The following is a 26818-nucleotide window of genomic DNA, read 5'->3' on the forward strand; positions in this document are numbered from 1 at the left end:
TACCAGGCCACCGAGCGCGCCAACGCCGCCCGCTGGTGACCACCCACCGGGCCGTGGCGGACCACCGCCACGGCCCGGTCAGCACGTCAGCCGTGGCGGACCGCCGGCACGGTTCGCTCAGCACCGCACCACCGCACCCGCACGTCGCCCCGCCCGTCGGGCCGGCAGGACGGGCGGCGATCGCGGGTGAGCACATCGCGACATCGAGCACTGCGACATCGAGCACTACGGGGGGACCGTGGCCGGCAGCCTGCGGATCGAGGATCTGGACGTCCTGAAGCAGCAGGTCAGCGCACTGCTGACCCAGTTCGACGAGGTCGAGGCTGCGACCACCAAGACGACCCGCGTGCGCGTCAACCAGGACAGCTCGACCTGGTCGCCGTTCCCCGCCGCCACGCAGTTCGCGGCGGTCTACCGCGCTCAGATCGCCAAGATCGAGAACGACCTGCGCACCATCCGCACCGAGCTGGAGAACATGCGCACCGCGCTCGACAAGGGAGCGGCGGACCTCGAGGCCACGGAGGCCGAGGTCGCGGCGATCTTCAGCCGGCTCAACACCATCGCCGAGGAGGGCGCACCCGCGCCGACCCCGGGCCCGTACCTGCCCGGCCGTCCCCCGATGCCCACGGACGGCAACCGGGTGGCCTGGTGAACCGACTGCGAGCCGCGGCCTGCGGACTCGGTGCGGGACTGCTCCTGGTCGCGGTGCCCGTGCAGGCCACCGCGACCACCTCCACCGACCCCGACGACGGTCTGTGGTACTTCACGAAGACCCAGACGGCCGAGCGGCACGAGACGACGACGGGCAAGGGCGTCCAGATCGCGGTCATCGACACGGCGATCAACCCGGACGTCCCGGAGCTGCAGGGCGTCGATCTCCACGTGCGCGAACCGTCGTACTGCGCGGCGCAGGCCGGGGGCACGGCGATGCCCGCGGCGGCCGACGACCCCGCGGCCGCGCACGGCACGGGCATGGTCTCCCTGATCGTCGGCAACGGGAAGGGCATCGGCGGCGAGCGAGGCCTGCTCGGGATCGCCCCCGACGCCGAGGTCCACTTCTACGCGAACATGACGCTGCCCGCGGATGCCGACGTGCGATGCCCCCAGACCGCCTACGACCCGGACGCGGGCGTGGACACCGGCTGGTTCGCGCGGGCGATCGACCAGGCGGTGGCCGACGGCGCCGACATCATCTCGATCTCGCTGGGTGTCTCATTGCCCCTCGACGCACCCGCGGTCGCGCGTGCGCTGCACGCCGGCGTCGTGATCGTGGCCGCGGAACCCGACGACGACACCGGGTACCCCGCGCGGCTCAACGGCGTCGTCGGGGTGGACTCGATCGGCCCGGACGGTCAGGTGTGGCAGGGCGCCGGCGGCGGCAAGGTCGTCGCGCCCGGCGAGCAGATCCGCGCCTTCACCGAGGAGTTCGACGGCTACCACCTCACGAACGGCTCCTCGAGCGCGACCGCGTACACGGCTGGTGCGCTGGCCCTGGTCTGGTCCGCCTACCCCGACGCCACCGCCAACCAGATCCTGCAGACGCTCGTGCGCAACACCGACGGTGAGGACCACGAGCTGTACTTCGACGAGAAGTACGGCTACGGCGTGGTGAACGTCCGGCACATGCTCGAGCACGACCCGACGACGTACCCCGACGAGAACCCGCTGCTCTCCGACGACCCCGACGCCGTCCCGAGCATCGCCGAGATCGCCGACCCCACGCCGCTCGCGGCGGCGACGCCCAGCGAAGCTCCCACAGCCGCCCCGAGCGGCGAGCCGACCAGCGCGACGAGCGAGCAGCCCACGCCCGGCGACGACGCCACCGCGGACGACTCCGACTCCACCGTCCCGCTGCTCGTCGGTGCCGCCGCGATCGTCGCGGCGCTCGTCGCGGTCGTCGGGCTCGCGGTGCGCCGAGCCCGCTCGACGCGCGGCGGAGCAGACGGGGCAGACGCCGCACCACCCACGCACCGACCCGGCCAGGATCCACGACCAGGGGGACAGTGACATGACCGACACCCAGGCGGCCGAGCTCGCCAAGACGCTGCAGGCCGACGTCAGCGCCGCGCTCGCCGACGCGGCGGACCTCGAGGCGCTGCAGGAGCCCCTGCAGGCGGTGAGCACGACGCTGAAGCGCATGTCGAGCGACCTCGGGCTCGAGGGTCTGTCCGGTGACGCGGCCAAGGAGAGCCTCGCGAAGGTCGCGAAGGCGATGCTCGGCCGCGTCGACGCGCTCGTCGGGATCGCCGGCATCGCCAAGGAGGCGGCGACGACGATCGCTGCCGCGCAATCGGCCTACCACGACCTCCCCCGCGGGTACCTGACCTACACCGAGCGCCAGCGCCTGATCGAGGCCGGCTCGACCACGGGTCTGCCGTACATCGAGGCCGGGCTCGCCGCTGCACGCGAGGACGCCGCCGCGACGGCCGTCGCGGCCGCGGCGACCACGCTCGGGGAGCTCACCAAGCAACTCCCCGAGGCCGCGGACCACTACCGCGAGGACACGCCAGGGGGCAGCTCGCCGGGCAGCGGTCCCGGGTCCCGCACTCCGTCCCCGTACGTCCCGCCGGGCACGCGACCGCCGTCGTCGTACGTGCCGGGGACCCCGCCACCCTCCGGTGGAGAGGACGACCCGCGGAACCCCGGCGACCGCGACCCGTACGACCCCGGACCGGTCACCCCGCAGCCGCCACCCCCGGGCGACGACGGCCGGACCCCTCCTGGTGAGGACCCGGACGTCCCCGGACCCGACGACCCGCGGTGGCCCGGCCCCGGTGACGACGACGACACGCACGGCGACGACCGGCCCGGCGACGGCACGGTGTACGGGCCGAACCCGGTCACCGGCGGCCCCGTCGGCGGTGGCGGCGGTGGCGGGACCGGGGGGAGCCCCTCGCTGGGCTCGCACCCCGGTCTGGGCAGCTCCACCTCCGGACCCGGTGGCGGCGGTGCGGGTGGCGCCGCTGGCGGTGCGCTCGCGGGCGGCGTCGCCGTCGGTGGCACGGCGCTCGGGGCCTTCGGTGCCGCGCGGTTCGGCGGCGGTGGCACGGCCGGTCTCGGTGGTGCCGCCGCGGGCCAGCTGGGTGGCGCCGTGCTCGGGGGGTCGACGGGTGCGGCCGGGGCGGCGGCCGGCGGCGCCCGTGGTGCGGTGACCGGTGGCCGCGGAGCGCCCGCAGGCATGATGGGTGGCGCGATGGGCGGTGCCGGGGGTGCCGGCAAGGACGCCAAGCGTCGCGCCGGCTCGCTCGGCTACCTCGCGCCCGAGCTCGAGGACGAGGAGGCGCCCACAGCACGCGCGACGGGTCTCAACCGCGGCTCGCGCGCCGACGCGCCCAAGGTCGCGGTCGACGCCGCGGAGGACGACGAGACCTGGTGACCTCCGCACGCGCCTGAACGACACGCCCACGGGGCGGCACCCGCACGGTGCCGCCCCGTTCGCGTCGGGACAGCAGTTGCGGTCTCGACGAGGCGCGCGCCGGTACGCCCGAGGCGACCGGGACACCGGTCGGTGCGGCGCGTCGGCCGCATGGCGCGTCAGCCGAGCTGCTCGACGAGCACCGTGCGGTCTCCGAGGCGGATCGTCGAGCCGCTGGGCACGTACGTCGGCCGCTCGGGCTCGACGACCACGCTCTGCCCCGACGGCAGCACGGTGACCGTGCCGTTCCCCGAGCCGGCGTCGGCCACCCAGAACCCGCGCGCGTCGATGCCGAACCGCGCGTGCGTGCGTGACAACGACCGCTGCGGGTCGTCGATCGTCACGACGTGGTCGCAGCGCTCGCCGTCCCGGGGACGTGGCGCACGGCCCATGACGCCCGGACCGCTCACGCTCATCGCCTCGCCCGTGTCGAGCGTCAGCACGAACGTGCGTGGCCGGGTGACGGCCTGCGGCACCGGCGGGTGCGGCGGCGTCGAGGCGAACCCCGGCACCGGTCCACCCGAGAGCGACCCGGCGGCCCCACCGCCGTACGGTGTCGCACCCGGCGTCGGCACGGCGCCCTGCCCGGCGACGCCGGTCAGGACGGGCGCGGCGCTCGGCACGGCTGCGCCGACCGGCACCGGAGCGCCGACCGGGACGGAGGCAGCGCCACGCACCGTCGGGTCCGTCTGAAGACCGGCCCGAGCCCCTGCCTGCACGGCCGCCCCGTGCGCGGCCAGGCCCGCGCCGGACGTGTCACGAGGCCCGCGGACGTCCACGACGACCGCGCGGCCCGCCTTGTCGTGCCAGCCCTGACGCAGCGGACCGCGGTCCGCCCCGACGGACCCCACGACGACCCACTGCCCGACCCCGGCCACGAGGTGGCCTCCCAGGAGCACGAGCGCGCGCGAGACCGACCGGGCGAGCCCGGGCGCGTACGGCGACTCCTCACGCGCGGCTCGCAGCCCGAGCAGGAGGTTGCCGACCGTGCGGCCCGTGCGCGCCTCCCAGACGACCAGGCCGATCGCGAGCTCGGCGGCGACGAGCGCGGCGAGCACGGCGTTGCGTGTCGCGGCGACGACGGCCGCGGCGGCCAGGGCCACGGCGAGGGTGTCGAGCGCGAACGCACCGAGTCGCGCTCCGACGCGGGCGGTCCGCACGCCGTCGAACGCCGCACCGAGCGCACCGGGGGCGCCGGACGCGCCGGCGGCGCCGGGCTGGGCCGACGGACGGCCCGGGGCCGCCACGGCACGCGACCGGGTCTGGGGGCGCGGGGCCCGCCGGGACCGGCCGCCGCCTGCGCCGCCCCGCGCGGAGGTCCGGCGCGTCGGCGGCTGCGCCTCGACGACGATCATCGGCGCCGCGGGCGCACCGCAGCCGGTGCAGAACCGCGCCCCCTCGCGCAGCGGTCGACCGCATGCCCCGCACGTCAGCTCACTCATCAGCCCACCATTCCTCGCAGCACGCCGACCAGGCCGGACGCGACGACCGACGCGGGCAGCGCCAGCACGACGGCCAGCCCCTCGATCCCGTCGGCGAACCGGGACGCCACCACCGAGTGCCACCCGCGCGCGAGCGCTGCGGCGACGGCCGCGACCAGGGCGCCGAGCACGAGCGCGCCGACCGCGGCGACCACGCGCCAGGCGGGCGGCACGGCGAGGCCCGCCTCGAGCAGCACGAGCCCGGCCGCGAGCCGCGGCAGCCACCGGCCCGCGATGCCGCGTGACGCGCGCGGCACGAGCACGAACGCCAGGACGACGCACACGAGCAGCACGACCGCGCCCCACCGGTCGACCGACCCGCGCTCGGGTGCCGCCAGGACACCCGGGGCGAGGAGCACGGTCGTCGCGCACGCCAGCGCCACCGCCGTCGTGACGCGACGTTCCGCGCCGTCGACGGTCCGCGCGACGAGCCGTGCGCTCACCCGGCCGAGCGCACGGGGCCGCGGCGAGCGCACCGACTCGGCCGTGCGCGCGACCTGCGAGACGTCGACGAGCTGCTCGTCGGGGATCGCGAGGGCCACGCGCGGCGCAGCGCGCAGCACGAGAGGAGCGAGTCCGACGAGCAGCGCGGGGCCGACCTGCTGCGGCAGGTCGAGCAGGAGCGTGCCGGACTGCACGGAAGCGGCGACGACGAGCGCGCCGAGCACCACGACGGCCTCGTCGTCCCCGGCCCGCAGCGCCCGCGTGACGACCGCGCGGAGCCCGGCGACGACGGTCGCGCAGACGAGGGCGACGACGACCGCGAGCCGACGCTGCTCGGAGGTCTCCGGCAGCGTCGCCCACGCCCCCGCCGCCGCGGCGAGCACCGGTGCGGCGAGCGTCGCGACGACCGCGGCCACTCCCGCGGTCCCCCGGCCGGTGCGGCCGGTCCCGGCGACGACGAGCGCGAGGAGCGCGAGCACGCTCGTCGTCCCGGTGGAGGCTGCCGCGGGAAGGTCCGCCACGGGCCCCGCCATCGCCATCAGCAGCAGGACCGCACCGAGCGCTCCCGCGAGCGCGAGGAGGCCCGCCTGAGGCCGAGGACGACGCGCGAGCACCTCAGGGTCGACCTCGCGACGGCCGCGCGGTCGCGGCGCGGGCCGGACGACGTGCAGCGCGGCACCGTCCTCGACGAGCGCGCCCACCGCCGCCCGCACGTCCATCGGCCGGCCGGCCGAGTCCAGGACGAGCGTGCCGGGGACGTCGAGCGGCACGAGCGCGGCGCGCAGCGCGTCGGCCAGGACGACGTCGCGGCGCAGGGCGACGTGGCGCTGCTCGGTACCGACCGCGACGACGAGCCGCACGTGTGCCTGGGACGCGGTGGTCGCGGGCGCGGCGGATGCCGTCACGACCACCTCCCCTGGTGTGCTGCCTGGTACGGACCTCGTCGGACGGTGGGCGACCGGGGCGCCACCGCCCACATGCTACGGGTCCGGATCGCCCGGCTTGCCGGTAGCGTTGCGCCGTCTGTCGAACACCGGCACCCGCCGGGCAGCAGGGAGTCCCATGTCGATCGTCGCCGACCGGAACGTGCAGGCCGGCCCTCCGCCCGTCCCGACGGGCCAGGTCGTGATGCAGCCGCCGCCCGAGATCCAGCCGTCCGACGGCGTGAGCGGCGTCCTGTCGAACCTCGTGCCGATGCTCGGGTCCGTCGGGTCGATCGTGTTCATCGCGATGTCCCAGCCCGGTGGGCGCGGGATGATCGCAGGCGGCATGTTCCTCGTCGCCTCGCTCGGGTTCGTGGCGGTCAACGGCTGGCGCCAGCGCGCCCAGCACCAGGCGACGGTCGTCGGCGCGCGACGCGAGTACCTGGCCTACCTCGCTGACCTGCGCCGCACGGTCCGGCAGGCCGCCCGCGCGCAGCGGCGTGCGGCGCAGTGGTACGCGCCCGAGCCGGGCGCGCTGCCGGCGGTCGCCGAGGAGCGCACGCGCGCGTGGGAGCGCACGCCCGACCACCCCGAGTTCCTGCGGGCTCGCCTCGGCACGGGCGCGCAGCAGCTCTCGCTGCGCCTCGAGGCACCGCAGACCCCGCCCCTCGCGCAGCTCGACCCGGTCGCCGCCTCGGCCGCGCACCGGTTCCTGGTGACGCACCGCGTGCAGCAGGACATCCCACTGTCGGTCGACGTGCGCAGCGCGGCGCGCATCGAGGTCGCGGGCGCCGAGCAGGAGGCCCGGGCGCTCGCGCGCGCGGTCGTCGCCCAGCTCGCGACGTTCCACTCCCCCGAGCGGCTGCAGATCGCCGTGCTCGCGAGCGAGCGCGCGATGCCGGCGTGGGACTGGGTCAAGTGGCTGCCGCACGCGCACTCGACGCGCGAGCGCGACGCGGTGGGCCCCGCCCGCATGATCGGCACGACCCTCGCCGAGATCGAGGGGCTGCTCCCCGAGGGCCTCGCCGACCGGCCGCGCTTCGGCCCCGCGGCGCCCGGCTCGACACCCACGCCGCACGTCCTCGTCGTCGTCGACGGCGGGCACGTGCCGGTCGGCAACGGCATCCTCACGTCCGACGGCGTGCTCGGCATCACCGTGCTCGAGCTGCCCGAGCACTGGGAGGACCTCGAGGACCCGAACGTCCTGCGCTTCCTGCTGGGCGCCGCGCTGCCCGACGGCGGCGTGCCCGTCGAGGTGCTGCGCGTCGGGCTCGAGCCGACGCGCCTCAAGGGCGACCAGCTCTCCGTCCCCGAGGCGGAGGCGACCGCGCGCCGCCTGCTGCCGCTGTTCGTCGACGCCGGGCCGCAGCGCACCGACGGCCAGGTCTCCGCCGAGCTCGTCGACCTGCTCGGACTGGGCGACGTGCGCGACCTCGACCTCGCACGCGCGTGGCGACCCCGCCTGCCGCGCGACCGCCTCCGCGTCCCGATCGGCCTGACGCCGCAGGGCCAGCCCGTCGCGCTCGACATCAAGGAGTCCGCGCAGCAGGGCATGGGCCCGCACGGCCTCATCATCGGCGCGACCGGGTCCGGCAAGTCCGAGGTGCTCCGCACGCTCGTGCTGGCGCTCGCGCTCACGCACTCCTCCGAGGACCTCAACTTCGTCCTCGTCGACTTCAAGGGCGGTGCGACGTTCGCGGGCATGGCGGACATGCCGCACGTCTCCGCGATCATCACCAACCTCGGCGAGGAGCTCACGCTCGTCGACCGCATGCAGGACGCGCTGCAGGGCGAGATGGTGCGCCGCCAGGAGCTCCTGCGCGCCGCGGGCAACTTCGCGAACGTCGCGGACTACGAGAAGGCCCGGCGCACCGACCGGCCCGACCTGCAGCCGCTGCCCGCGCTGCTCATCGTGTGCGACGAGTTCTCCGAGCTGCTGTCCGCCAAGCCCGAGTTCGTCGACCTCTTCGTCGCGATCGGGCGGCTCGGCCGCTCGCTCCAGATGCACCTGCTGCTGTCCAGCCAGCGCCTCGAGGAGGGGCGTCTGCGGGGCCTGGAGTCGCACCTGTCGTACCGGATCGGTCTGCGCACGTTCTCCGCGGCCGAGTCCCGCACGGTCCTCGGCGTGCCCGACGCCTACGAGCTGCCGCCGGTCCCGGGCGTCGGCTTCCTCAAGCCCGACCCGACGACGATGATCCAGTTCCGCGCCTCCTACGTGTCCGGGCCGCCGCCCGCGCGACGACGCACCGCGGTCGGTGGCGTGGGGCCCGTCGCCACCGGACGCGCGCGCCTCGAGTCGTTCACGGCCGCGCCCGTGCTGTCGGCCACACCCGCGCGCGACGAGCCCGACGAGCCGTTCGAGGACGACCAGGAGAAGCGCGCGACGTTCGACATCGCGGTCTCGCTCATGGCCGGCCGCGGTCCCGCCGCGCACCAGGTCTGGCTGCCGCCGCTCGTCGTGCCCGAGACCTACGACCGGCTCATGCCGGACCTCACGGTCGACCCCGCGCTCGGCCTGGTGTCGCCGGGCTGGCGCGCGGCCGGGCCGCTGACCTTCCCGCTCGGGATCGTCGACCGGCCGCTCGAGCAGCGTCGCGAGAACCTCACCGTGTCGCTCGCGGGCGCCGGCGGGCACATGGCCGTCGTCGGCGGTCCGCGCTCGGGCAAGAGCACCGCGCTGCGGTCCGTCGTGACCGGCCTGGCGCTCACCCACACCCCGCTCGAGGTGCAGTTCTACGTGCTGGACTTCGGCGGCGGCACATTCACGCCGATCGGCGGCCTGCCGCACGTCGCGGGCATCGGCACACGCGCCGAGCCCGACGTGGTGCGCCGGATCGTCGCCGAGGTCGAGGGCATCGTCGACGCGCGTGAACGGTACTTCCGCGCGCACGGGATCGACTCGATCGAGACGTACCGCCAGCGCCGCGCGGCGGGGCAGGTCGACGACGGGTACGGCGACGTCTTCCTCCTCGTCGACGGCTGGTCGACCGTGCGCGCCGAGTTCGACGAGCTCGAGCCGCGCCTGCAGGCGCTCGCCGGGCGTGGCCTGACGTTCGGCATGCACCTGCTGGCCGCCGCGAGCCGCTGGATGGACTTCCGCACGCAGGTCAAGGACCTGTTCGGCACGCGACTCGAGCTGCGCCTCGGTGACCCGACGGACTCCGAGCTCGACCGCAAGGTCGCCGCCGCGGTGCCGCGCGACCGTCCCGGGCGCGGCATGGTCGTCTCCAAGCACCACGTCCTGACCGCGCTGCCGCGCGTCGACGGCGACGGCTCGGCCGACACCCTCGGCGCCGGCGTGCAGCACCTCGTGCAGTCCGTCGCGCAGTCGTGGCACGGCGCGCCCCCGCCCAAGTTGCGCCTGCTCCCCGAGCAGGTCGCGCTCGACGAGCTGCGCGCCCGCGCGCCCCGCGCCCCCGGGCTCTTGCTCGGCATCGACGAGGCCGCGCTCGCGCCCGTGGTGCTCGACGTGCGCGAGGAGCACCACCTGTACGCGTTCGGCGACTCCGGCGCGGGCAAGTCCGGGCTGCTGCGGCTCGTCGCCCGCGAGATCCAGCGCCTGCACACCGCGCAGGAGGCGCAGATCATCGCGGTGGACTTCCGCCGCGCGCTGCTGGGCGAGATCCCCGACGAGTACCTGACGAGCTACCTGACGACGCACGAGCAGGCCGGTGCCGAGATCTCCGAGCTCGCCGCGTACCTGCGTGGGCGGCTCCCCGGCCCCGACGTCACACCCGAGCAGCTCCGCGCCCGCTCGTGGTGGTCGGGCGCCGAGGTGTACGTGCTCGTCGACGACTACGACCTCGTCGCGACGTCGGCGGGCAACCCGCTCGCGGCGCTGGTGCCGTTGCTCGCGCAGGCCAGCGACGTCGGGCTGCACCTGGTCCTGACGCGACGCACGGGTGGCGCCTCGCGCGCGCTGTTCGACCCCGTCGTGCAGGCGCTGCGCGACCTCGCCGCGCCCGGCATCGTGATGTCGGGCAGCCCCGACGAGGGTGCGCTCGTCGGCTCGGCGCGGCCCGTCGCGTCCGTGCCGGGGCGCGCTCAGCTCGTGACGCGCGACGCGGGCCTGCAGGTCGTCCAGCTCGCCTGGACGCCCTCCACGACCTGACCCGCCGCCACCGGCCCGGCGGGTCCGGCGACGGTCGGGCGCCAGTCCGACGCCGGTTCGTCGGTCCGGCGTCGGAGGTCGGTCCGGCGTCGGTTCGTCGGTCCGGCATCGGTTCGTCGGTCCGACGCCGGGTCGTCGGCTCGCGGCGACGAAACGACGCCGGGACGACGAACAGCCGCGCGGAGGCGACGAACGGGTACTTGCGGGTGGCTGACCCGTCACCGTTCAGGAGGGCAGCGGGCCTCGGTGGTGGCGGTGGTCAGCGGCTCTCGACGTGGACGGTGCGCTCGCCGAGGCGCAGCGACCAGCCGACCGTGACGACCGCACGCATCCCGGCGGGCAGCGCGGCGGCGGCGCCGTCCGGGCGCACGACGACGGTGCCGTTGGTCGAGCCGCGGTCCACGACCCAGAGCTCGCCGGGTGCGGCCAGGCCGAACGCGAGGTGCGTCTTCGACAGCGAGCGTGCGGGGTCGTCGATCGAGACCTTGTGCTCGGCGTCGCCCTGCGGGTCGCGGCCGACGAGGCCGTCGCCGACGACGTCGACGCGCTCACCGGTGTCGAACGCGAGCCGCAGGCCCTGCGGGACCGGCGCGATCCCGGTCGCGGGCGTGCGCAGCCGCGTCAGCTCGATCTCGTCGAGCTCCTCGACCCCCCACCGCACGGACGTGACGTCGGGCGTGGCGGCCGGGCGCGGGTCGTCGGCGCGGTGCCGGTCGGTCGCGGTCGGGGGCGCGGAGACCGGGTCCGCGAGCGGGTGGACGGCGGGCTGCGGGAGGACCGCCTGCGCGCCGGTGGCCGGGTGGTGACCCTCGGGCCCGCTGACGCCAGCACCCTGCTCGTCGCGCGACGCCCCGGCCGGGGAGCCGATGACCTGCTCGTGCCCCGACGGAGGGGTGTCGCCGAGGGTCCGTACCGAGAGCGTGTCGCCCGCGAGCGGCTCGGACGTGCCCGTGGACGGGGTCGTCGGGGTCTGCGGACCCGACGATCCCGGGAAGCCCGTGATGAGCGGCCCGGACGCCTGCTGCGACGGACGACCCGTCCCTACCCCGGGAGGCAGCGGGACGAGCCCGATGGTGGGCGGGACGTCGATCTCCGGCGTGCCGGGGGTCGTCGCGCCGGGTGTGCTCGCGGTCGCTGCACTCGTCGTCGGGAGCGGTGCGGCGTGCGTCGGGGCGGCGGAGTCGGACCCGGCGGAGGCCGCCGCGGGTGTGCCGGGGCTCGTCGCCCCTTCCCCGGCCGGTGCCGCCGGAGGCTCCGGGGCGGTCGGCGCGGCCGGCACGACGCCGGGCCCGGCCGCCGCGGGGACCGGAGACGGCGCCGACGACGGCGGCGGGGGCGGCGGCGGCGGGACCGGCCCGACCGCACGCGCGACGGCCTGGTCCCATGCCCGCGACGGGTCCTCGGCGCGCGCGACACCCGTCGCGCTCGCCAGCAGGACGATCGTGCCGGCCGCCTTGTCGTGCCAGCCGCGTTGCGCGGGCGACTTGTCGAAGACGCCGGACGACACGACGAGCCACTCGCCGACGAAGCACACGACGTAGCCCAGGCTGACGACGAGCTGCCGCAGCAGGATGCGCAGCAGGCCGGCGGGGCGACCGGTCTGCGCCGAGACGGTCCGGATGCCCAGGAGCGCGCCGCCGAGCGTCGCGCCCGTGATCGACTCGCTGATCCACAGCGCGATGCCGCCGAGGCCGACGAGCACCGACGGGACGAACGACGACGCGACCGACGAGGGGCTCACCTCGGGCTCGCCCGACGTGGCGAGCATGATCACGACGCCGATACCCCCCAGGAGCATGAGCCCCGCGGCGTCGATCGCGAACGCGGCGACCCGGCGCCCCACCGGCGCGACGCTGCCAGGCACGACGGGGAAGGTCTCGCCGACCCGGACGGCCGACCGCGTGCCCGGCTCGCCCGGCGCACGGGAGGCGGGCGCCGGGGGCCCCGCAGCACCGGCCGCAGCAGGGGCGGGCCCGGCGGGCGCCGGACGAGCGAGACCGGACGCAGCGGCCGGCGGCGCAGCGCTGGTCGGTGCAGCGCTGGTCGGCGCAGCGCTCGTCGGGCCGGTGCCCGGCGGCGCCGCGGCCGGGGGCGGCGGGTACGCGCCCGAGGCACTGGCCGGGGGCGGCGGGTACGCATCGGCATCACCCGCCGGGGGCGGCGGGTACGCAGCGGCTGCGCCGGCCGGGGGCGGCGGGTAGGTACCCGGCGACACGGGTGCCGCGTGCGGGCCGGGGGCCGGCTGCGTCGTGGCGTACGGGCCGGGCGCTGGCGCGACGGGGCCCGACGACGGGACGGGCGGCAGCGGCGTGTACGGCGCGGCCGCGTGCGGGTAGGGCACGACGGGTGCGGGCGGCACCGCCGTGACGCGCGCACCGCACTCGGCGCAGAACATCGCACCGCTGTCGAGCTCGGCACCGCACGTGCTGCACTTCTGGGCGCTCACCGTGTCCCCTTCTCGTCAGGCGGGGTCAGGCATCGCGTCCCGCCGCGAGCATCGTGCCAGAGATGTCCGCTCAGGCCGATGGGCGTTCACACGTCCAGGTGGTGCGGCGCTCCTCGGCCGCGACCGAGGGCGGCGGCGGAGTCAGGACGCGCGGTCGACGAGGGCGTCGGCGAACGAGACCAGCGCGGACTTCACCGGGCCCTCGGGCAGCGGGTCGAGCACGCGCACGGCGTCCATCGCGAGCGCGACGGCCCGCTCACGCGTCAGGGCGACGACGCGGTGCTCACGCAGCGCGGCGACGGCCGTCAGCAGAGCGGCGTCGTCGGTCAGGTCGCCGTCGAGCAGCGCGAGGACCGCGCGGTCCTCGTCGGTCGCGTCCGGGCTCGCACACAGCTCGCGCAGGAGCAGCACGGGCATGGTGGGCACGCGCTCGCGCAGGTCGGTGCCGGGGGTCTTGCCCGTCAGCGAGCCGTCGGCGGTCAGGTCGATCACGTCGTCGGCGAGCTGGAACGCGACGCCGATGCGCTCGCCGAACTCCGTCACGGTGCTCACGACGGCCGGCGGGCACCCGGCGAACATCGCGCCGAGGCGTGCCGAGGTCGCGAGCAGCGAGGCGGTCTTGTCGGCGAGCACCTGCAGGTAGTGCGCGACGGGGTCGTCGCCCTCGCGCGGGCCGACGGTCTCGTGCAGCTGGCCGAGGCACAGCCGCTCGAACGTGCGCGCCTGGATCCGCACGGCCTCGGGGCCGAGCCCCGCGACGGTCGTGGACGCGCGCGCGAACAGCAGGTCGCCGGTGAGGATCGCCACCGAGTTGCCCCACACCTCGTGCGCGGAGGGCGCGCCGCGGCGCAGCGGGGCGGAGTCCATGACGTCGTCGTGGTAGAGCGTCGCCAGGTGCGTGAGCTCGACGACGACGGCCGCGTCGACGACCTCACGCCGCGCACCGTCACCGAGCTCGGCCACGAGCAGGGTCAGCAGCGGGCGCAGGCGCTTGCCGCCCGCGTTGACGAGGTGCCGTGAGGCGTCGTCGGCCAGCGCGTCGGCGTGCGCGACCGTGTCCCGCAGCGCCTCCTCCACGAGGGCGAGGCGGGCGGTCAGGCGATCAGCGAGGGCCGGGTCGGCCAGCGGGATGGCCGCGGTCGAAGTCACGGGTCGAACCTATCCCGCCCGGACGCCTGCCTCCGCATCGCGGACGCAGGCGCCGGGGCGATCCGGACATCCCGACGGGTCGTGCCGATCAGGGCAGGAACCGCGCGACGTCGGAGATGAGGTCGAGCACGGGTGTCGGGAAGACGCCGAGCACGACGGTGACGAGCGCGCAGACCCCGATCGCCACCGCGGCGAGGCCCTCCGACGGCACGACCGTGGTGGTCGTCGTCGGGGCGGACGGCTCGACGAGGGTCGCGACGGCGGTCGTGCCGCCCTCGGTCGCGAGCGCGACGTCGGTGCCCTCGGCAGCCGCGGGCTCGGCCGCAGCCGGCGTGCCGGCGGCCGTGGCCGGCACAGCGCCCTCCTGGGTGGCCTCGTGCGCGGCGGGCGTGAAGTACATGAGCACGATGATGCGCACGTAGAAGAACGCGGCGGCGGCCGAGCTCAGGACACCCACGAGCGCGAGCGGCCACGCGCCGCCTTCGACGGCCGCGGAGAACACCGCGAACTTCCCGATGAACCCGGCGGTGAGGGGGATGCCCGCGAACGACAGCAGGAACAGCGCGAACGCGCCGGCCAGGACCGGGCTCGTGCGACCGAGCCCCGCCCACTGCGACAGGTGTGTCGCCTCGCCGAGCACCGTGGTGCGCAGGTCCCCGCCCTCGTCGTCGGCGAGCGTGTTGTCGTCGCCGTCCGCGGCAGCGCCCAGCGGCACGACGCTGCGCTCACGCACGAGCCAGACGATGCCGAACGCACCGATCGTCGCAACGCCGTAGGCGAGCAGGTAGAACAGCACGGCCGTGATGCCCGCCTCGTCGAGCGCGATCACGCCCGTGAGCACGAACCCAGCGTGCGCGATCGAGGAGTACGCGAGCAGGCGCTTGATGTCCGTCTGCACGAGCGCGACGACCGTGCCGAGCACCATCGTCGCGATCGCGACGGTCCACAGCAGCACGTCGAGGTCCCACTGCAGGCCCGGGAACACCGTGTAGTACACGCGCAGCAGCGCGCCGAACGCGGCGATCTTGGTGCAGGCGGCCATGAAGCCCGTGATGGGCGTGGGAGCGCCCTGGTAGACGTCCGGGGTCCACGCGTGGAAGGGCACCGCGCCGACCTTGAAGAGCAGGCCGACGAGCAGCAGCACCGAGCCGACGAGCAGGAGCCCGTCGAGCGACGACGGGTCGCCGACGGCGACGGCGATCTCCGCGTAGCGCAGCGAGCCGGAGTACCCGTAGAGCAGCGCGACGCCGAAGATCAGCAACGCGGACGCGAACGCCCCCAGCAGGAAGTACTTGAGCGCGGCCTCCTGCGACAGCAGGCGACGGCGGCGGGCCATGCCGGTGAGCAGGTACAGCGGCAGCGACAGGACCTCGAGCGCGACGAACAGCGTGAGCAGGTCGCCCGTCGCGGGCAGGATCATCATGCCGCCGGTCGCCAGGAGCAGCAGCGGGTAGACCTCGGTCTGCGTGATGCCCTTGCTGCGGGCGAGCTCCTCGTACTCGGAGCCGGGCACCGACGCGGCGGTCGGCGCGAACGCGTCCTCGCCGGTCGCGGTGCGGTCGGCCACCACGAGCAGCGCGAGCAGCGTGAGCACGGCGATCGCGCCCTGCAGCACCAGCGTCGGTCCGTCGACGAGCAACGAGCCGTCGAGCACGTCGTGCCCGCCGTCCGACTTCACGCCGCTCCACAGCGCGGCGACGGCGACGATCGAGCCGACGAGCGCGCCGAACGTCAGCGTCAGCTGCACGGGGCGGCGCGCACGGTCCGGCACGAACGCCTCGGCGAGCACGCCGAGCACGCCGGCCGCGAGCACGATCAGCACGGGCGACAGCGCGCCCCACGCGATGTCCGGTGCGGTGAAGCTCACTGGTCGCTCCCTTCGAGAGCAGCGGCGGCCGGCGCGTCCTCGACGTCGATCACGTCGAGCGTCACGTGGGCGGGCGGTCGCACGAGGTCGAGCGCGGGAGCCGGGACGAACCCGAGCACGAGCATGGCCGCGATGAGGGGCGCGACGGCCCAGCGCTCGGTCGCGGTCACGTCACGCATGCCGGCGAGCTCGTCGCGCGGCGTCCCGGAGAAGATCCGCTGGTAGGTCCACAGCACGTAGATCGCGGCGAGCACCACACCGAGGGTCGCGACGATCGCCGCGGCCGGGTGCCGGCCGAACGTGCCCACGATGACCATGAACTCGGAGACGAACGTCGACAGGCCGGGCAGCGAGAGCGCCGACAGACCGGAGACGAGGAACAGCCCCGCCAGCACCGGGACGAGCTTGGCCAGGCCGCCGAAGTCCGCGATCTGCTGCGAGCCGCGGCGGGCGACCAGGAACCCGGCGAGCAGGAACAGCGCACCGGTCGAGAGCCCGTGGTTGACCATGTAGAACGAGGAGCCGGCGATCGACGTCGACGTGAACGCGAAGATGCCGAGCACGATGAACCCGAAGTGCGACACCGACGTGTACGCGATGAGCCGCATGAGGTCCTTCTGCCCGATCGCGAGCAGCGCGCCGTACAGGATCGACACGACCGCGAGCACGATGATCGTGGGCGCGGCCCAGCGCGAGGCGTTCGGGAACAGGGGCAGGCACAGCGTGAGCATCCCGAAGGTGCCGACCTTGTCGAGCACGCCGACGAGCAGCGTCGAGGTGCCGGCGGGCGCCTGCTCGGCCGCGTCCGGCAGCCAGGTGTGCACCGGGAACATCGGCGCCTTGATCGCGAACGCGACGAAGAACGCGACGAACAGCCACTTCTCGGTGGTCGGGTCGAGCGCCACACCGGTCAGCTTCTCGGTGAGGAACCCGTCCGGACCACCCGGCCCCTGCAGGTAGAGCGCGATGACGCCGATCAGCATGATCAGCCCGCCCGCGAGCGAGAACAGCAGGAACTTCACCGCGGCGTAGCGCCGGCCCGCTCCCCCGAAGCCGCCGATCATGAAGTAGACCGGGATGAGCATGGCCTCGAAGAGCACGTAGAACAGGAAGACGTCGCGCGCGGCGAACACCGCGACGATGAACGCCTCGAGGACGATCACGAGCGCGAGGTACTTGCGCAGCGCGTCGGACGACGTGGTGTCCGAGCCCTGCTCCCGCCAGCCGGCGAGCACGACGAGCGGCACGAGCAGCACCGACATCGCGATGAGCGCGATCCCGACGCCGTCGACGCCGACCGCGTACGACGCTCCGATCGCGGGGATCCACCGGTGCGTCTCGAGCAGCTGGACCGAGCCGGCGTCCGCGGTGTCGAAGGCGGTGATCGCGAGGACCGCGACGACGAGCTCGACGAGCGCGATGCCGAGTGCCAGGACGCGCGCACGCGGGCGCAGCGCCTTCGGGGCGAACCACAGCAGCAGCGCACCGAGGACCGGCCACGCGATGAGCGTGGTCAGCCAGGGGAAGTCGGGCGACATCGCTCTCCTCAGCTCTGGACGACGAGCACGACGACCAGGAGGACCACGAGGCCCCCGAGCATCGTCGCGGCGTAGGTACGGACGTAACCGGTCTGCGCGCGGCGCAGGAGGCTGCCGAGGCCGACGGTCGAGTGGGCGAGGCCCTTGACCCCGCCGTCGACGACCGCGTGGTCGGCGTAGACCAGGGACCGGGTGAGGTGCTGGCCGGGCTCGACCAGCACGGCGTCGTTGACGGCGTCCTGGTAGAGGTCGACGCGCGCGGCCCGCGTGAGCGCGGTGCCGAGCGGCGGCACCACGGGCACGGTCGAGACCGCGTAGCGGCGCCATGCGACGACCAGGCCGACGACGACCACGGCGAGCGTGAGCGCGATCAGCAGCCACTCGGGCAGGACGGGCTCGCCGTGCTCGGCGTGACCGGTGACCGGCTCGAGCCAGCCGACGAACCGGCCGCCCAGCGAGAGCACCAGGCCCAGGCCCACGGACCCGACGGCGAGGATGATCATCGGCCAGGTCATCAGCGCGGGCGACTCGTGCGGGTGCTGCTCGGACCCGTCCCGCTTCGTCGTCCACCGGCGCTCGCCCTCGAACGTCATGAAGAACAGGCGCGACATGTAGAACGCGGTGATGCCCGCGCCGAGGAGCGCGACCGTCCCGAACACCCACGCGCGCCACTGCGCACCGTCGGTCGGGATGAACGCGGCCTCGATGATCTTGTCCTTGGAGAAGAACCCGGCGAACGGCGGGATGCCGAGGATCGCGAGCCAGCCCATCATGAACGTGATCCACGTGATCTTCATGTAGCGGGCCAGGCCGCCGAAGCGACGCATGTCGACCTGGTCGTCCATGCCGTGCATGACCGAGCCGGCGCCGAGGAACATCCCGGCCTTGAAGAAGCCGTGCGTGACGAGGTGGAAGATCGCGAACGCGTAGCCGACCGGGCCGAGCCCCGCGGCGAGCACCATGTAGCCGATCTGCGACATCGTCGAGGCGGCGAGCGCCTTCTTGATGTCGTCCTTCGCGCAGCCGACGATCGCCCCGAACAGGAGCGTGATCGCCCCGATGATGACGACGACGAGCTGCGCGTCCGGCGCGGCCTCGAACACGGCGCCCGAGCGGACGATCAGGTAGACGCCCGCGGTGACCATGGTCGCGGCGTGGATGAGCGCGGAGACCGGGGTCGGGCCCGCCATCGCGTCGCCGAGCCAGGACTGCAGCGGGAACTGCGCCGACTTGCCGCACGCGGCGAGCAGCAGCATGAGCCCGATCGCGGTGAGCGTGCCCTCGCTCGCGTGCGCCGCGGGGTCGTCGAGGACCGTCGCGAAGTCCAGCGCGCCGAAGTGCGCGAACATCAGCCCCATCGCGATGAGCAGGCCGAGGTCACCCACGCGGTTCGCGACGAACGCCTTCTTGGCGGCGACCGCGTACGGCATGTGGTGGTTCCAGAACCCGATGAGCAGGTACGAGGCCAGGCCCACGCCCTCCCAGCCGACGAACAGCAGGAGGAACGAGTTCGCCAGCACCAGCACGAGCATCGCCGCGACGAACAGGTTGAGGTACGCGAAGAACCGCCGCCGGTCCGCGTCGTGCTCCATGTACGCCACGGAGTACACGTGGATGAGCGTGCCGACGAACGTCACGAGCAGGACGAACGTGAGCGACAGCGGGTCGAGCCGCATGCCCGCGTCCAGGTGGAACGCGCCCGCGTCGATCCAGGTGCCGAGGTGGACGTCGAGCACGCGCTCGTCGGCCGGGCGGTCCAGGATCCGCAGGAAGGTCAGCAGGCCGACGACGAACGCGCCCGCGGAGGCCAGCACGCCCAGCCAGTGACCCCACGTGTCGGCACGGCGGCCGAGCAGCAGCAGGATCGCGGCGGAGGCCAGCGGCAGACCGACGAGCAGCGGTGCGACGGAGAAGATCCCGCCGCTGACGGTCTCGCCCGCCGGGGAGAGGGTGTCGGTGGCCAGCGTCGCCGCGGGGACGAGCCCGTCGACGACAGAGGTCAGGGTGTGCACGCGCGCTCCCTCAGCTCTTCAGGAGGTTGACGTCGTCGATCGACGCCGATCGACGAGTACGGAAGATCGCCACGATGATCGCCAGGCCGACGACGACCTCGGCGGCCGCCACGACCATGACGAAGAACGCCAGCACCTGACCGGTGAGCTCACCGTGCATGCGGGAGAACGTCACGAGGCTCAGGTTGGTCGCGTTGAGCATGAGCTCGACACCCATGAACGCGATGATCGCGTTGCGTCGCAGCAGGACGGTCGCGGCCCCGACGGAGAACAGGATCCCCGACAGCACCAGGTAGTGGGTGAGCGTCACTTGCCCTCCTCCGAGTCCGGCGCCGAGGCGTCCACGCCCGCGACCGCGTCACCGATGTGCGGCGCACCCACGGGCGCTCCTGCCGGGTCGGCGACGGGCGGCGGGTTGTCCTGCTGCTCGTCGAGCGCGGTGCGCCCGGACTCGACGGCCGCCTTGCCCGCGATGACGCGGTCGATGCGCGCGGCGTACTCGGCGGCGTCGGCCTCCTGCCCACGCACGCGCAGCACGCGCGGCACCGAGCTCTCGATCGGCCGGCCGTACGGGTCGAGCGCCGGGACGTCCATCGCGTTGTGCTTGGCGTAGACACCGGGCGCGGGCAGCGGCGCGAGGTGCTGGCCGGCGCGCACGCGCGCGTCGGCGCGCTCGCGCTGGCCGAGGCGCGGCGTGAGGCGGCGACGGTGCGTGAACACCAGCGCGCCGAGCGCGGCGGTCACGAGCAGCGCACCCACGACCTCCATCGCGAACACGTACTCGCCGAAGATCACGCGCGCGATGCCCGTCGGGTTCGTGTCCTCGTTCGCGGCCCCCAGGCCGACCGGCGTGGGGTACGCGGCCGTGCCGATCACGCCCGCGAGGACGACGAGCAGGCCGATCCCCGCGAGCCAGCCGATCCACCGCTGGCCGCGGATCGTCTCGACGAGCGAGTCCGCCGAGCTGACGCCGACGAGCATCAGCACGAACAGGAACAGCATCATGATCGCGCCGGTGTAGACGACGACCTGGACGACCCCGAGGAACACCGCGCCCTGCGTGACGTAGAGGAACGCGAGGCTGACCATCACGAGGATCACGCTGAGCGCGGCGTGCACGGCCTTGCGCGCGAACAGCAGGCCGAACGACGCGATCACCATGATCGGGGCGAGGACCCAGAACAGCACGGCCTCGGCGGTGGAGGCGTCACCCGCGGAGTCCACGGCCTGCGGCAGCAGGCCGGCCACGCCGGGCAGGTTCCCGGCGACCACCTCGGCCGCACCGACGAGCGCGCTCATCGCACACCACCCTGGCGGTGCGCGGCGGCGACGTTCTGCGCCATGACGGCGGCGGTCGGGCCGACCTGCTCGGCGGCGGTCACTCCCGCCCCCTCGGGCAGCGTCGGGTCGTCGGGCCGGTGCTCGCGCACCCACGCGCGCTGCGCCTCGGTCGGGCCGGTGACCTCACCGCGGTAGTACTCGGTGTCGGTCGTGCCCTCGACCATCGGGTGCGGCGCGGCGAGCATCCCCTCGCGCAGCGGCGCGAGCAGGTCGTCCTTCTCGTAGATCATGCCCGCGCGGCTCGGGCCTGCGAGCTCGAACTCGTTCGTCATCGTCAGCGCACGCGTCGGGCACGCCTCGATGCACAGCCCGCAGAAGATGCAGCGCAGGTAGTTGATCTGGTAGACGCTGCCGAACCGCTCACCGGGCGAGAACTGCGCGTCGGGCGTGTTGTCGGACGCCTCGACGTAGATCGCGTCCGCGGGGCACGCCCACGCGCACAGCTCGCAGCCGATGCACTTCTCGAGCCCGTCCGCGTAGCGGTTGAGCTGGTGCCGGCCGTGGTAGCGCGGCTTCGTCGGGACCGTCTCGCGCGGGTACTGCTCCGTGACGGTCTTGCGGAACATGTTCGACAGCGTGACGCCGAACCCGCCGACGGGTGCGAGCAGCGCGCGCACGCCCGAGGACTTCGGGATGAGCGACTCGTACTGCGGCACCGCGGGTGCGCCGACCTCGCCGGCGGACGTGCGCGGCGCGACGGCCTTGCCGGGCGTGGCACCGGCCGGCCGCGGCGACGAGCCGGCGGGCTGCTGCGGGCGCGGGGCGGGCGGCTTCTTGCGCGGCTCAGCCACCGTGCACCTCCTTCGGGTCGGTCGTCGTATCGGCCGTGGCGGCGGACTCGTCGGCGGGGGCGCCGGCCGTCACCCGCGCGCGGCGCGGCGACGGGGGCAGGACCTGCCCCGGCAGCGGCGGCACCGGGTAGCCGTCGGCGAACGCGTCGAGCACGCGCGGCGTGGTGGGCGCCGGCGTCGGCTTCTTCTCGGGGATGAGCAGCGAGATCACGACGCCGACGATCACGACGCCCGCGATCCCGAACAGGATCGTGCGCAGCTCGAGGTCCGCGAACTCCGGGAACTGGCGCAGCCCCTGGACCACGGCGACCATGACGAGCCAGGTCAGCGCCGCCGGGATGAGCACCTTCCAACCGAGCTTCATGAACTGGTCGTACCGGAACCGCAGCACCGAGCCGCGGACCCAGACGAAGAAGAACATGAGCGCCCAGAGCTTGACCAGGAACCACAGCACGGGCCAGTAGCCCTGCTGCAGGAAGCTGTCCGCGGGGAGGAACGGCGCGCGCCACCCGCCGAGGAACAGCGTCGTGGCGACCGCGGAGACGTTGAGCATGTTGATGTACTCGGCGAGGAAGAACCACGCGAACTTCATCGACGAGTACTCGGTCATGTAGCCGGAGACCAGCTCACCCTCGGCCTCGGGGAGGTCGAACGGCAGTCGGTTGGTCTCGCCGACCATCGACACGATGTAGATGAGGAACGCAGGCAGCAGGGGCAGGAACCACCACAGCTGGGTCTGCGACGAGACGATCTCGGACGTCGACATCGACCCCGCGAGGATGAACACGCTCACGAGCGACATGCCCATCGCGAGCTCGTAGGAGATCACCTGCGCGGTCGAGCGCACCGCGCCGAGCAGCGGGTACGTCGAGTTGGACGACCAGCCGCCGAGCACGATGCCGTACACGCCGACCGACGCGCACGCGAGGATGTAGAGCACCGCGACCGGGAAGTCGGTCAGCTGCAGCGGCGTCTCGACCCCGAACATGTTCACGGTCGGCCCGAGCGGGATCACCGCGAACGTCAGCAGCGAGCAGAACACCGCGATGAGCGGCGCGACGATGTAGACGACCTTGTCGGCCGCCTTGACCGTCATGTCCTCCTTGAACAGGAGCTTCATGGCATCGGCGAGCGACTGCAGCAGACCGAACGGGCCGTGCACGTTCGGGCCCGGTCGCACCTGCATGCGCGCGACGACCTTGCGCTCGAACCAGATCGCGATGAGGACGCTCGTGAGCAGGAAGATCAGGATCCCGACCGACTTGATCAGCCAGATCCACCACGTGTCGTTGCTGAAGTCGGCGGCGGTCGACCCCTCGGTCGCCGTCACCAGCCCCGCAGCCAGGACGCTGTGCACCTCAGGCCTCCTCGTCGTCCGCCGCGGCGGTGGGCGCGGTGCCCGGCGCGAGCCGGACGAGCGCACCACCGACGGCGTGCAGCGTGTCGCGCACGGCTGAGCCGGGCGAGTTGGTCGGCAGCCAGACGACGAAGTCCGGCATGTCCGTGACGAGCACGGGCAGCGTGATCGTGCCGGCGTCCGTGCCCACCGCGAGCGGCTCGCCGTCCGCGACGCCCACCGACGCGGCGGTCGCTGCGGACACCCGGGCGACGGGCCGCTTCGCGGTCCCCGCCAGGTGCGGCTCGCCGTCCTGCAGGCGACCGGAGTCGAGCAGGTGGTGCCACGTCGCGAGCACGGCGTGGCCGGCCGGGACCGCCGGCGGCTCACCGGGCGCGACGTCGGGCGCCTGCACGCGCGCGCCGTCCCAGCCGCCGAGCTGGTCGAGCTCGGCGTGCACGTCGGCGACGGAGTCGAGCCCGAGGTCGACCCCGAGCGCGTCGGCGAGCGAGTGCAGCACACGGTGGTCGGGCAGCGCGTGCGACACGAGCGCCTGCGGGAACGGCCGCGGACGGCCCTCCCACGTCACGAACGTGCCGGGCTTCTCGACGGGCGGCGCCACGGGCAGCACCACGTCGGCGCGCTCGGTGACGTCGGACGGGCGCACCTCGAGCGAGACGACGAAGCCGACCTTGTCGAGCGCGTCGCGCACGAGCGCCGGGTCCGGCAGGTCCGCGGGGTCCACGCCACCGACGACGAGGCCGCCGAGGCCACCGTCGCGCGCGGCGGCGATGATCTGCGACGCCGAGCGTCCCGGGGTCGCGGGCAGCGTCTCGACGCCCCACGCGGCCGCGAGGTCGACGCGCGCAGCCGCGTCCGCGACCGGGCGACCGCCCGGCAGCAGCGTCGGGAGCGTCCCGGCCTCGACCGCACCGCGCTCACCGGCACGACGCGGCACCCACGCGACGCGGGCACCCGTGCGCGCGGCGAGCCGCAGGACGGCGGACAGCGCACCGGCCGACGAGGCCGCGCGCTCACCCACGAGCACCACGGCACCCGGCGTGGCGAGCGCCTGCGCGAGCGAGGACAGCGCGTCCTCCTCCGCGTCGGCGACGACGCCGTCGAGCACCTCGGCCTCCGTGCCGGGCGCCGCCGGCACGAGCGTGCCGGACAGGCGCTGCAGGCCCCGGCTGTCGAGCGCCGCGAGCGAGAAGACCTTCGTCGAGCGCTTGACGACCGCGTCGCGCAGCCGCAGGAAGAGGATCCCGCCCTCCTCCTCGGCCTCGAGGCCGACGAGGAGCACCGTCGGCGCCGCGGCGACGTCGGCGAACGTGACCTCGAGCGTGCGGCCCGCGACGTGGTGGCCGAGGAACGCGGCCTCCTCGTCGGAGTGCGGGCGCGCGCGGTGGTCGACGTCGTTCGTGCCGAGCGCGACGCGCGCGAACTTGGCGTAGGCGTACGCGTCCTCGAGCGTCACGCGACCGCCGGGCAGCACGCCCACGCCGCCCGCCTCGAGCGCCGTGCGCAGGCCCTCGGCCGCGACGCCGTACGCCTCGAACCAGCTCGCGGGACGCAGCTCGCCACGCGTGCCCTCGGCGAGCCGGTCGCGCACGAGCGGCGTCGTGATGCGGTCGGGCGACGACTGCCAGCGGAAGCCGAACCGGTCCTTGTCGGTGATCCACTCCTGGTTGACCGCCGGGTCCTCCCCCGCGAGGCGTCGCATGACGACACCGCGACGGTGGTCCACGCGGATCGCGGAGCCCTGCGAGTCGTGCTCGGAGACGCCGGGCGTCGAGACCAGGTCGAACGGACGGGCGCGGAACCGGTACGCGGCCGACGTCAGCGCGCCGACGGGGCAGATCTGCACGGTGTTGCCCGAGAAGTACGACGCGAACGGGCGACCGCTCGTGTCGACGCTGGAGGCGCCCACGGGCGTGTCGCCCGCGAACCCGAGCACCTGCACGTCGAACGTGCCGATCTGCTGCTGCGCGCCGCGCTTCTGCAGGTCGATCCACACGTCGCCGGCGATCTCCTCGGAGAACCGCGTGCACCGCTGGCACAGGACGCAGCGTTCGCGGTCGAGCAGGATCTGCGTCGAGATCGCGATCGGCTTGGGGAACGTGCGCTTGATGTCGACGAACCGGCTCGTGGGCCGGCCGTTGCTCATCGCCTGGTTCTGCAGCGGGCACTCGCCGCCCTTGTCGCACACGGGGCAGTCGAGCGGGTGGTTGATGAGCAGCAGCTCCATGACGCCGTGCTGCGCCTTGTCGGCCTCGGCCGACGTGTGCTGCGTCTTGACCTCCATGCCGGGCGTGGCCTCGAGCGTGCACGAGGCCTGCGGCTTCGGCATCTTCGCCAGCTGACCGTCGCGGCCGGGCGCCCACACCTCGACGAGGCACTGGCGGCACGCGCCGGCGGGTGCGAGCAGCGGGTGGTCGCAGAACCGCGGGATGGCGATGCCCAGCTGCTCGGCGGCGCGGATGACGAGCGTGCCCTTCGGCACGGTCGTCTCGACGCCGTCGATGCTGAACGTGACCGTGGCCGCAGGCTCGGCGGGCACCGGGGTCGGTGCGGCCGGGACCAGCGGGGTCCCGGCGGCCTGCGAGCGGTCCGAGGTGATCGTCATGCGTGCACCCCCGCGAGGGCCGCGCCCGAGCGGCGCGGCGTGTAGTCGAAGAGCGCGCTGCGCTCGGGCGGGAACAGGACGTCGGCCGGCGTGTGGCACCCGGCCTCGAACTCCTCCCGGAAGTACTGGATCGCGCTGGTCACGGGGCTCGTCGCACCGTCGCCCAGCGCGCAGAACGCACGACCCAGGATGTTGTCGCACAGGTCGAGCAGCAGGTCGATGTCGGCCGACGTGCCCTGCCCGCGCTCGAGCCGCTGCATGATCTGGGCGAGCCAGAACGTGCCCTCGCGGCACGGCGTGCACTTGCCGCACGACTCGTGCTTGTAGAACTCGATCCACCGCGTGACCGCGCGGACCACCGACGTGGTCTCGTCGAAGATCTGCAGCGCTCGCGTGCCGAGCATCGAGCCCGCCGCGCCGACCGACTCGTAGTCGAGCGGCACGTCGAGGTGCTCGGCGGTGAAGATCGGCGTGGACGAGCCACCGGGCGTCCAGAACTTGAGCTGACGCCCGCCGCGCATGCCGCCCGCCATGTCGAGCAGCTCGCGCAGCGTGATCCCGAGCGGCGCCTCGTACTGGCCGGGACGCTCCACGTGCCCCGACAGCGAGAACAGCCCGTGACCGGCCGAACGCTCGGTGCCCATCTGCTTGAACCAGTCGGCACCCCCGACGACGATCGCGGGGACCGAGGCGATCGACTCGACGTTGTTGACGACGGTCGGCCGCGCGTACAGGCCCGCGACCGCCGGGAACGGCGGCTTGAGCCGCGGCTGGCCGCGCAGCCCCTCGAGCGAGTCGAGCAGCGCGGTCTCCTCACCGCAGATGTACGCACCCGCGCCGGCGTGCACCGTGAGCTCCAGGTCGTAGCCCGAGCCCAGGATGTTCGTGCCCAGGTACCCCTTGGCGTACGCCTCCTCGACCGCGCGCAGCAACCGGCGGTACACGTGCACGACCTCGCCGCGCACGTAGATGAAGGCGTGGTGGCAGCCGATCGCGTAGGACGTGATGATCACGCCCTCGATCAGGTGCTGCGGGCTCGCCAGCATGAGGGGGATGTCCTTGCACGTGCCCGGCTCGGACTCGTCGGCGTTGACGACGAGGTAGCGCGGACCGCCGTCGGGCGCGGGCAGGAAGCCCCACTTCATGCCCGTCGGGAAGCCGGCGCCGCCACGGCCGCGCAGGCCCGAGTCCTTCACGGTCGTCACGACGTCCGCGGGGGACATCGTCAGCGCGCGGCGCAGCCCGCGGTAGCCGCCGTGGGCCTCGTACGTCGCCAGGGTCCAGGAACGGTCGGCGTCCCAGTGGTCGCTCAGCACGGGAGCGAGGGTCGTGGCCACC

At 74.3% G+C, this 26818-nt stretch carries 17 protein-coding genes; 4 read left to right on the plus strand and 13 right to left on the minus strand.

Annotated elements, in window-relative coordinates; translation table 11 throughout:
- Window positions 1–238 precede the first annotated feature (238 nt).
- From CPE01_RS16500 to CPE01_RS13450, 3 genes are read left to right on the plus strand one after another with little or no spacing between them, the layout of a single operon-like run.
- Window positions 239–652, plus strand: a complete 414-nt coding sequence (locus tag CPE01_RS16500) for a hypothetical protein (protein ID WP_186811543.1) — start codon at window positions 239–241, stop codon at window positions 650–652.
- The gene (locus tag CPE01_RS13445; protein ID WP_186811544.1) at window positions 649–2007 is read left to right on the plus strand and encodes a S8 family peptidase; all 1359 of its coding nucleotides are present in this window, start codon (window positions 649–651) and stop codon (window positions 2005–2007) included. The genes CPE01_RS16500 and CPE01_RS13445 overlap by 4 nt, the downstream gene beginning before the upstream one ends.
- A 1-nt stretch (window position 2008) precedes the next feature.
- Complete coding sequence (locus tag CPE01_RS13450; RefSeq protein ID WP_146807336.1) at window positions 2009–3376, plus strand: hypothetical protein; 1368 nt, start codon at window positions 2009–2011, stop codon at window positions 3374–3376.
- A 158-nt stretch (window positions 3377–3534) separates the two neighbouring features.
- Here the strand turns inward: CPE01_RS13450 and CPE01_RS13455 are convergent, their stop codons facing one another.
- Both CPE01_RS13455 and CPE01_RS13460 read right to left on the minus strand, forming a co-directional pair.
- Window positions 3535–4857 carry an RDD family protein gene (locus tag CPE01_RS13455; protein WP_146807337.1) on the minus strand — a complete coding sequence of 441 codons (1323 nt, stop codon included), beginning with the start codon at window positions 4855–4857 and terminating at the stop codon, window positions 3535–3537.
- A complete protein-coding gene (locus CPE01_RS13460) occupies window positions 4857–6245 on the minus strand; it encodes a hypothetical protein (RefSeq protein ID WP_146807338.1) in 1389 nt (462 codons plus the stop codon). Before CPE01_RS13460 ends, CPE01_RS13455 begins: the two co-directional genes overlap by 1 nt.
- Window positions 6246–6402: 157 nt before the next feature.
- Here CPE01_RS13460 and eccCa point away from each other — a divergent pair, with 157 nt between their 5' ends.
- Complete coding sequence (eccCa, locus tag CPE01_RS13465) at window positions 6403–10374, plus strand: type VII secretion protein EccCa (protein WP_146807339.1); 3972 nt, start codon at window positions 6403–6405, stop codon at window positions 10372–10374.
- 259 nt (window positions 10375–10633) lie between these two features.
- Here the strand turns inward: eccCa and CPE01_RS13470 are convergent, their stop codons facing one another.
- From CPE01_RS13470 to nuoF, 11 genes are all read right to left on the minus strand, one after another.
- The gene (locus CPE01_RS13470; RefSeq protein WP_146807340.1) at window positions 10634–12820 is read right to left on the minus strand and encodes an RDD family protein; all 2187 of its coding nucleotides are present in this window, start codon (window positions 12818–12820) and stop codon (window positions 10634–10636) included.
- A 141-nt stretch (window positions 12821–12961) separates the two neighbouring features.
- Window positions 12962–13969: a polyprenyl synthetase family protein gene (locus CPE01_RS13475; RefSeq protein ID WP_146807341.1), complete on the minus strand. Its 1008-nt coding sequence runs from the start codon at window positions 13967–13969 to the stop codon at window positions 12962–12964.
- A gap of 88 nt (window positions 13970–14057) precedes the next feature.
- Window positions 14058–15836 (minus strand): NADH-quinone oxidoreductase subunit NuoN, encoded by a 1779-nt coding sequence (gene nuoN, locus CPE01_RS13480; protein ID WP_146807342.1) that lies wholly within the window; start codon window positions 15834–15836, stop codon window positions 14058–14060.
- Window positions 15833–17374: an NADH-quinone oxidoreductase subunit M gene (locus CPE01_RS13485; protein WP_146807343.1), complete on the minus strand. Its 1542-nt coding sequence runs from the start codon at window positions 17372–17374 to the stop codon at window positions 15833–15835. The genes nuoN and CPE01_RS13485 overlap by 4 nt, the downstream gene beginning before the upstream one ends.
- A gap of 8 nt (window positions 17375–17382) precedes the next feature.
- Window positions 17383–19386, minus strand: a complete 2004-nt coding sequence (gene nuoL / locus CPE01_RS13490; RefSeq protein ID WP_146807344.1) for an NADH-quinone oxidoreductase subunit L — start codon at window positions 19384–19386, stop codon at window positions 17383–17385.
- A 10-nt stretch (window positions 19387–19396) separates the two neighbouring features.
- The gene (nuoK, locus tag CPE01_RS13495; RefSeq protein WP_146807345.1) at window positions 19397–19696 is read right to left on the minus strand and encodes an NADH-quinone oxidoreductase subunit NuoK; all 300 of its coding nucleotides are present in this window, start codon (window positions 19694–19696) and stop codon (window positions 19397–19399) included.
- A complete protein-coding gene (locus CPE01_RS13500; protein ID WP_146807346.1) occupies window positions 19693–20685 on the minus strand; it encodes an NADH-quinone oxidoreductase subunit J in 993 nt (330 codons plus the stop codon). Before CPE01_RS13500 ends, nuoK begins: the two co-directional genes overlap by 4 nt.
- Window positions 20682–21518, minus strand: a complete 837-nt coding sequence (gene nuoI, locus CPE01_RS13505; protein ID WP_371862010.1) for an NADH-quinone oxidoreductase subunit NuoI — start codon at window positions 21516–21518, stop codon at window positions 20682–20684. Before nuoI ends, CPE01_RS13500 begins: the two co-directional genes overlap by 4 nt.
- Window positions 21511–22875, minus strand: a complete 1365-nt coding sequence (gene nuoH, locus CPE01_RS13510; RefSeq protein ID WP_246783944.1) for an NADH-quinone oxidoreductase subunit NuoH — start codon at window positions 22873–22875, stop codon at window positions 21511–21513. The genes nuoI and nuoH overlap by 8 nt, the downstream gene beginning before the upstream one ends.
- Before the next feature lies 1 nt (window position 22876).
- Complete coding sequence (locus CPE01_RS13515) at window positions 22877–25480, minus strand: NADH-quinone oxidoreductase subunit G (RefSeq protein WP_146807347.1); 2604 nt, start codon at window positions 25478–25480, stop codon at window positions 22877–22879.
- Entirely contained in the window at window positions 25477–26817 is a 1341-nt protein-coding gene (gene nuoF, locus CPE01_RS13520; protein WP_146807348.1) for an NADH-quinone oxidoreductase subunit NuoF, read from the minus strand. The genes CPE01_RS13515 and nuoF overlap by 4 nt, the downstream gene beginning before the upstream one ends.
- Between the last annotated feature and the right edge of the window lies 1 nt (window position 26818).

Origin of the sequence: Cellulomonas persica (genome assembly GCF_007989825.1) — a bacterium.
Taxonomy (GTDB): Bacteria; Actinomycetota; Actinomycetes; order Actinomycetales; family Cellulomonadaceae; genus Cellulomonas; species Cellulomonas persica.

Excerpts from the sequence above, each read along its gene's own strand:
- CPE01_RS13455 (WP_146807337.1), bottom strand. The coding sequence starts at position 4,857 with ATGAGTGAGCTGACGTGCGGGGCATGCGGTCGACCGCTGCGCGAGGGG.
- CPE01_RS13500 (WP_146807346.1), bottom strand. The coding sequence starts at position 20,685 with ATGAGCGCGCTCGTCGGTGCGGCCGAGGTGGTCGCCGGGAACCTGCCC.
- CPE01_RS13450 (WP_146807336.1), top strand. The coding sequence starts at position 2,009 with ATGACCGACACCCAGGCGGCCGAGCTCGCCAAGACGCTGCAGGCCGAC.
- CPE01_RS13485 (WP_146807343.1), bottom strand. The coding sequence starts at position 17,374 with ATGTCGCCCGACTTCCCCTGGCTGACCACGCTCATCGCGTGGCCGGTC.
- eccCa (WP_146807339.1), top strand. The coding sequence starts at position 6,403 with ATGTCGATCGTCGCCGACCGGAACGTGCAGGCCGGCCCTCCGCCCGTC.
- CPE01_RS13515 (WP_146807347.1), bottom strand. The coding sequence starts at position 25,480 with ATGACGATCACCTCGGACCGCTCGCAGGCCGCCGGGACCCCGCTGGTC.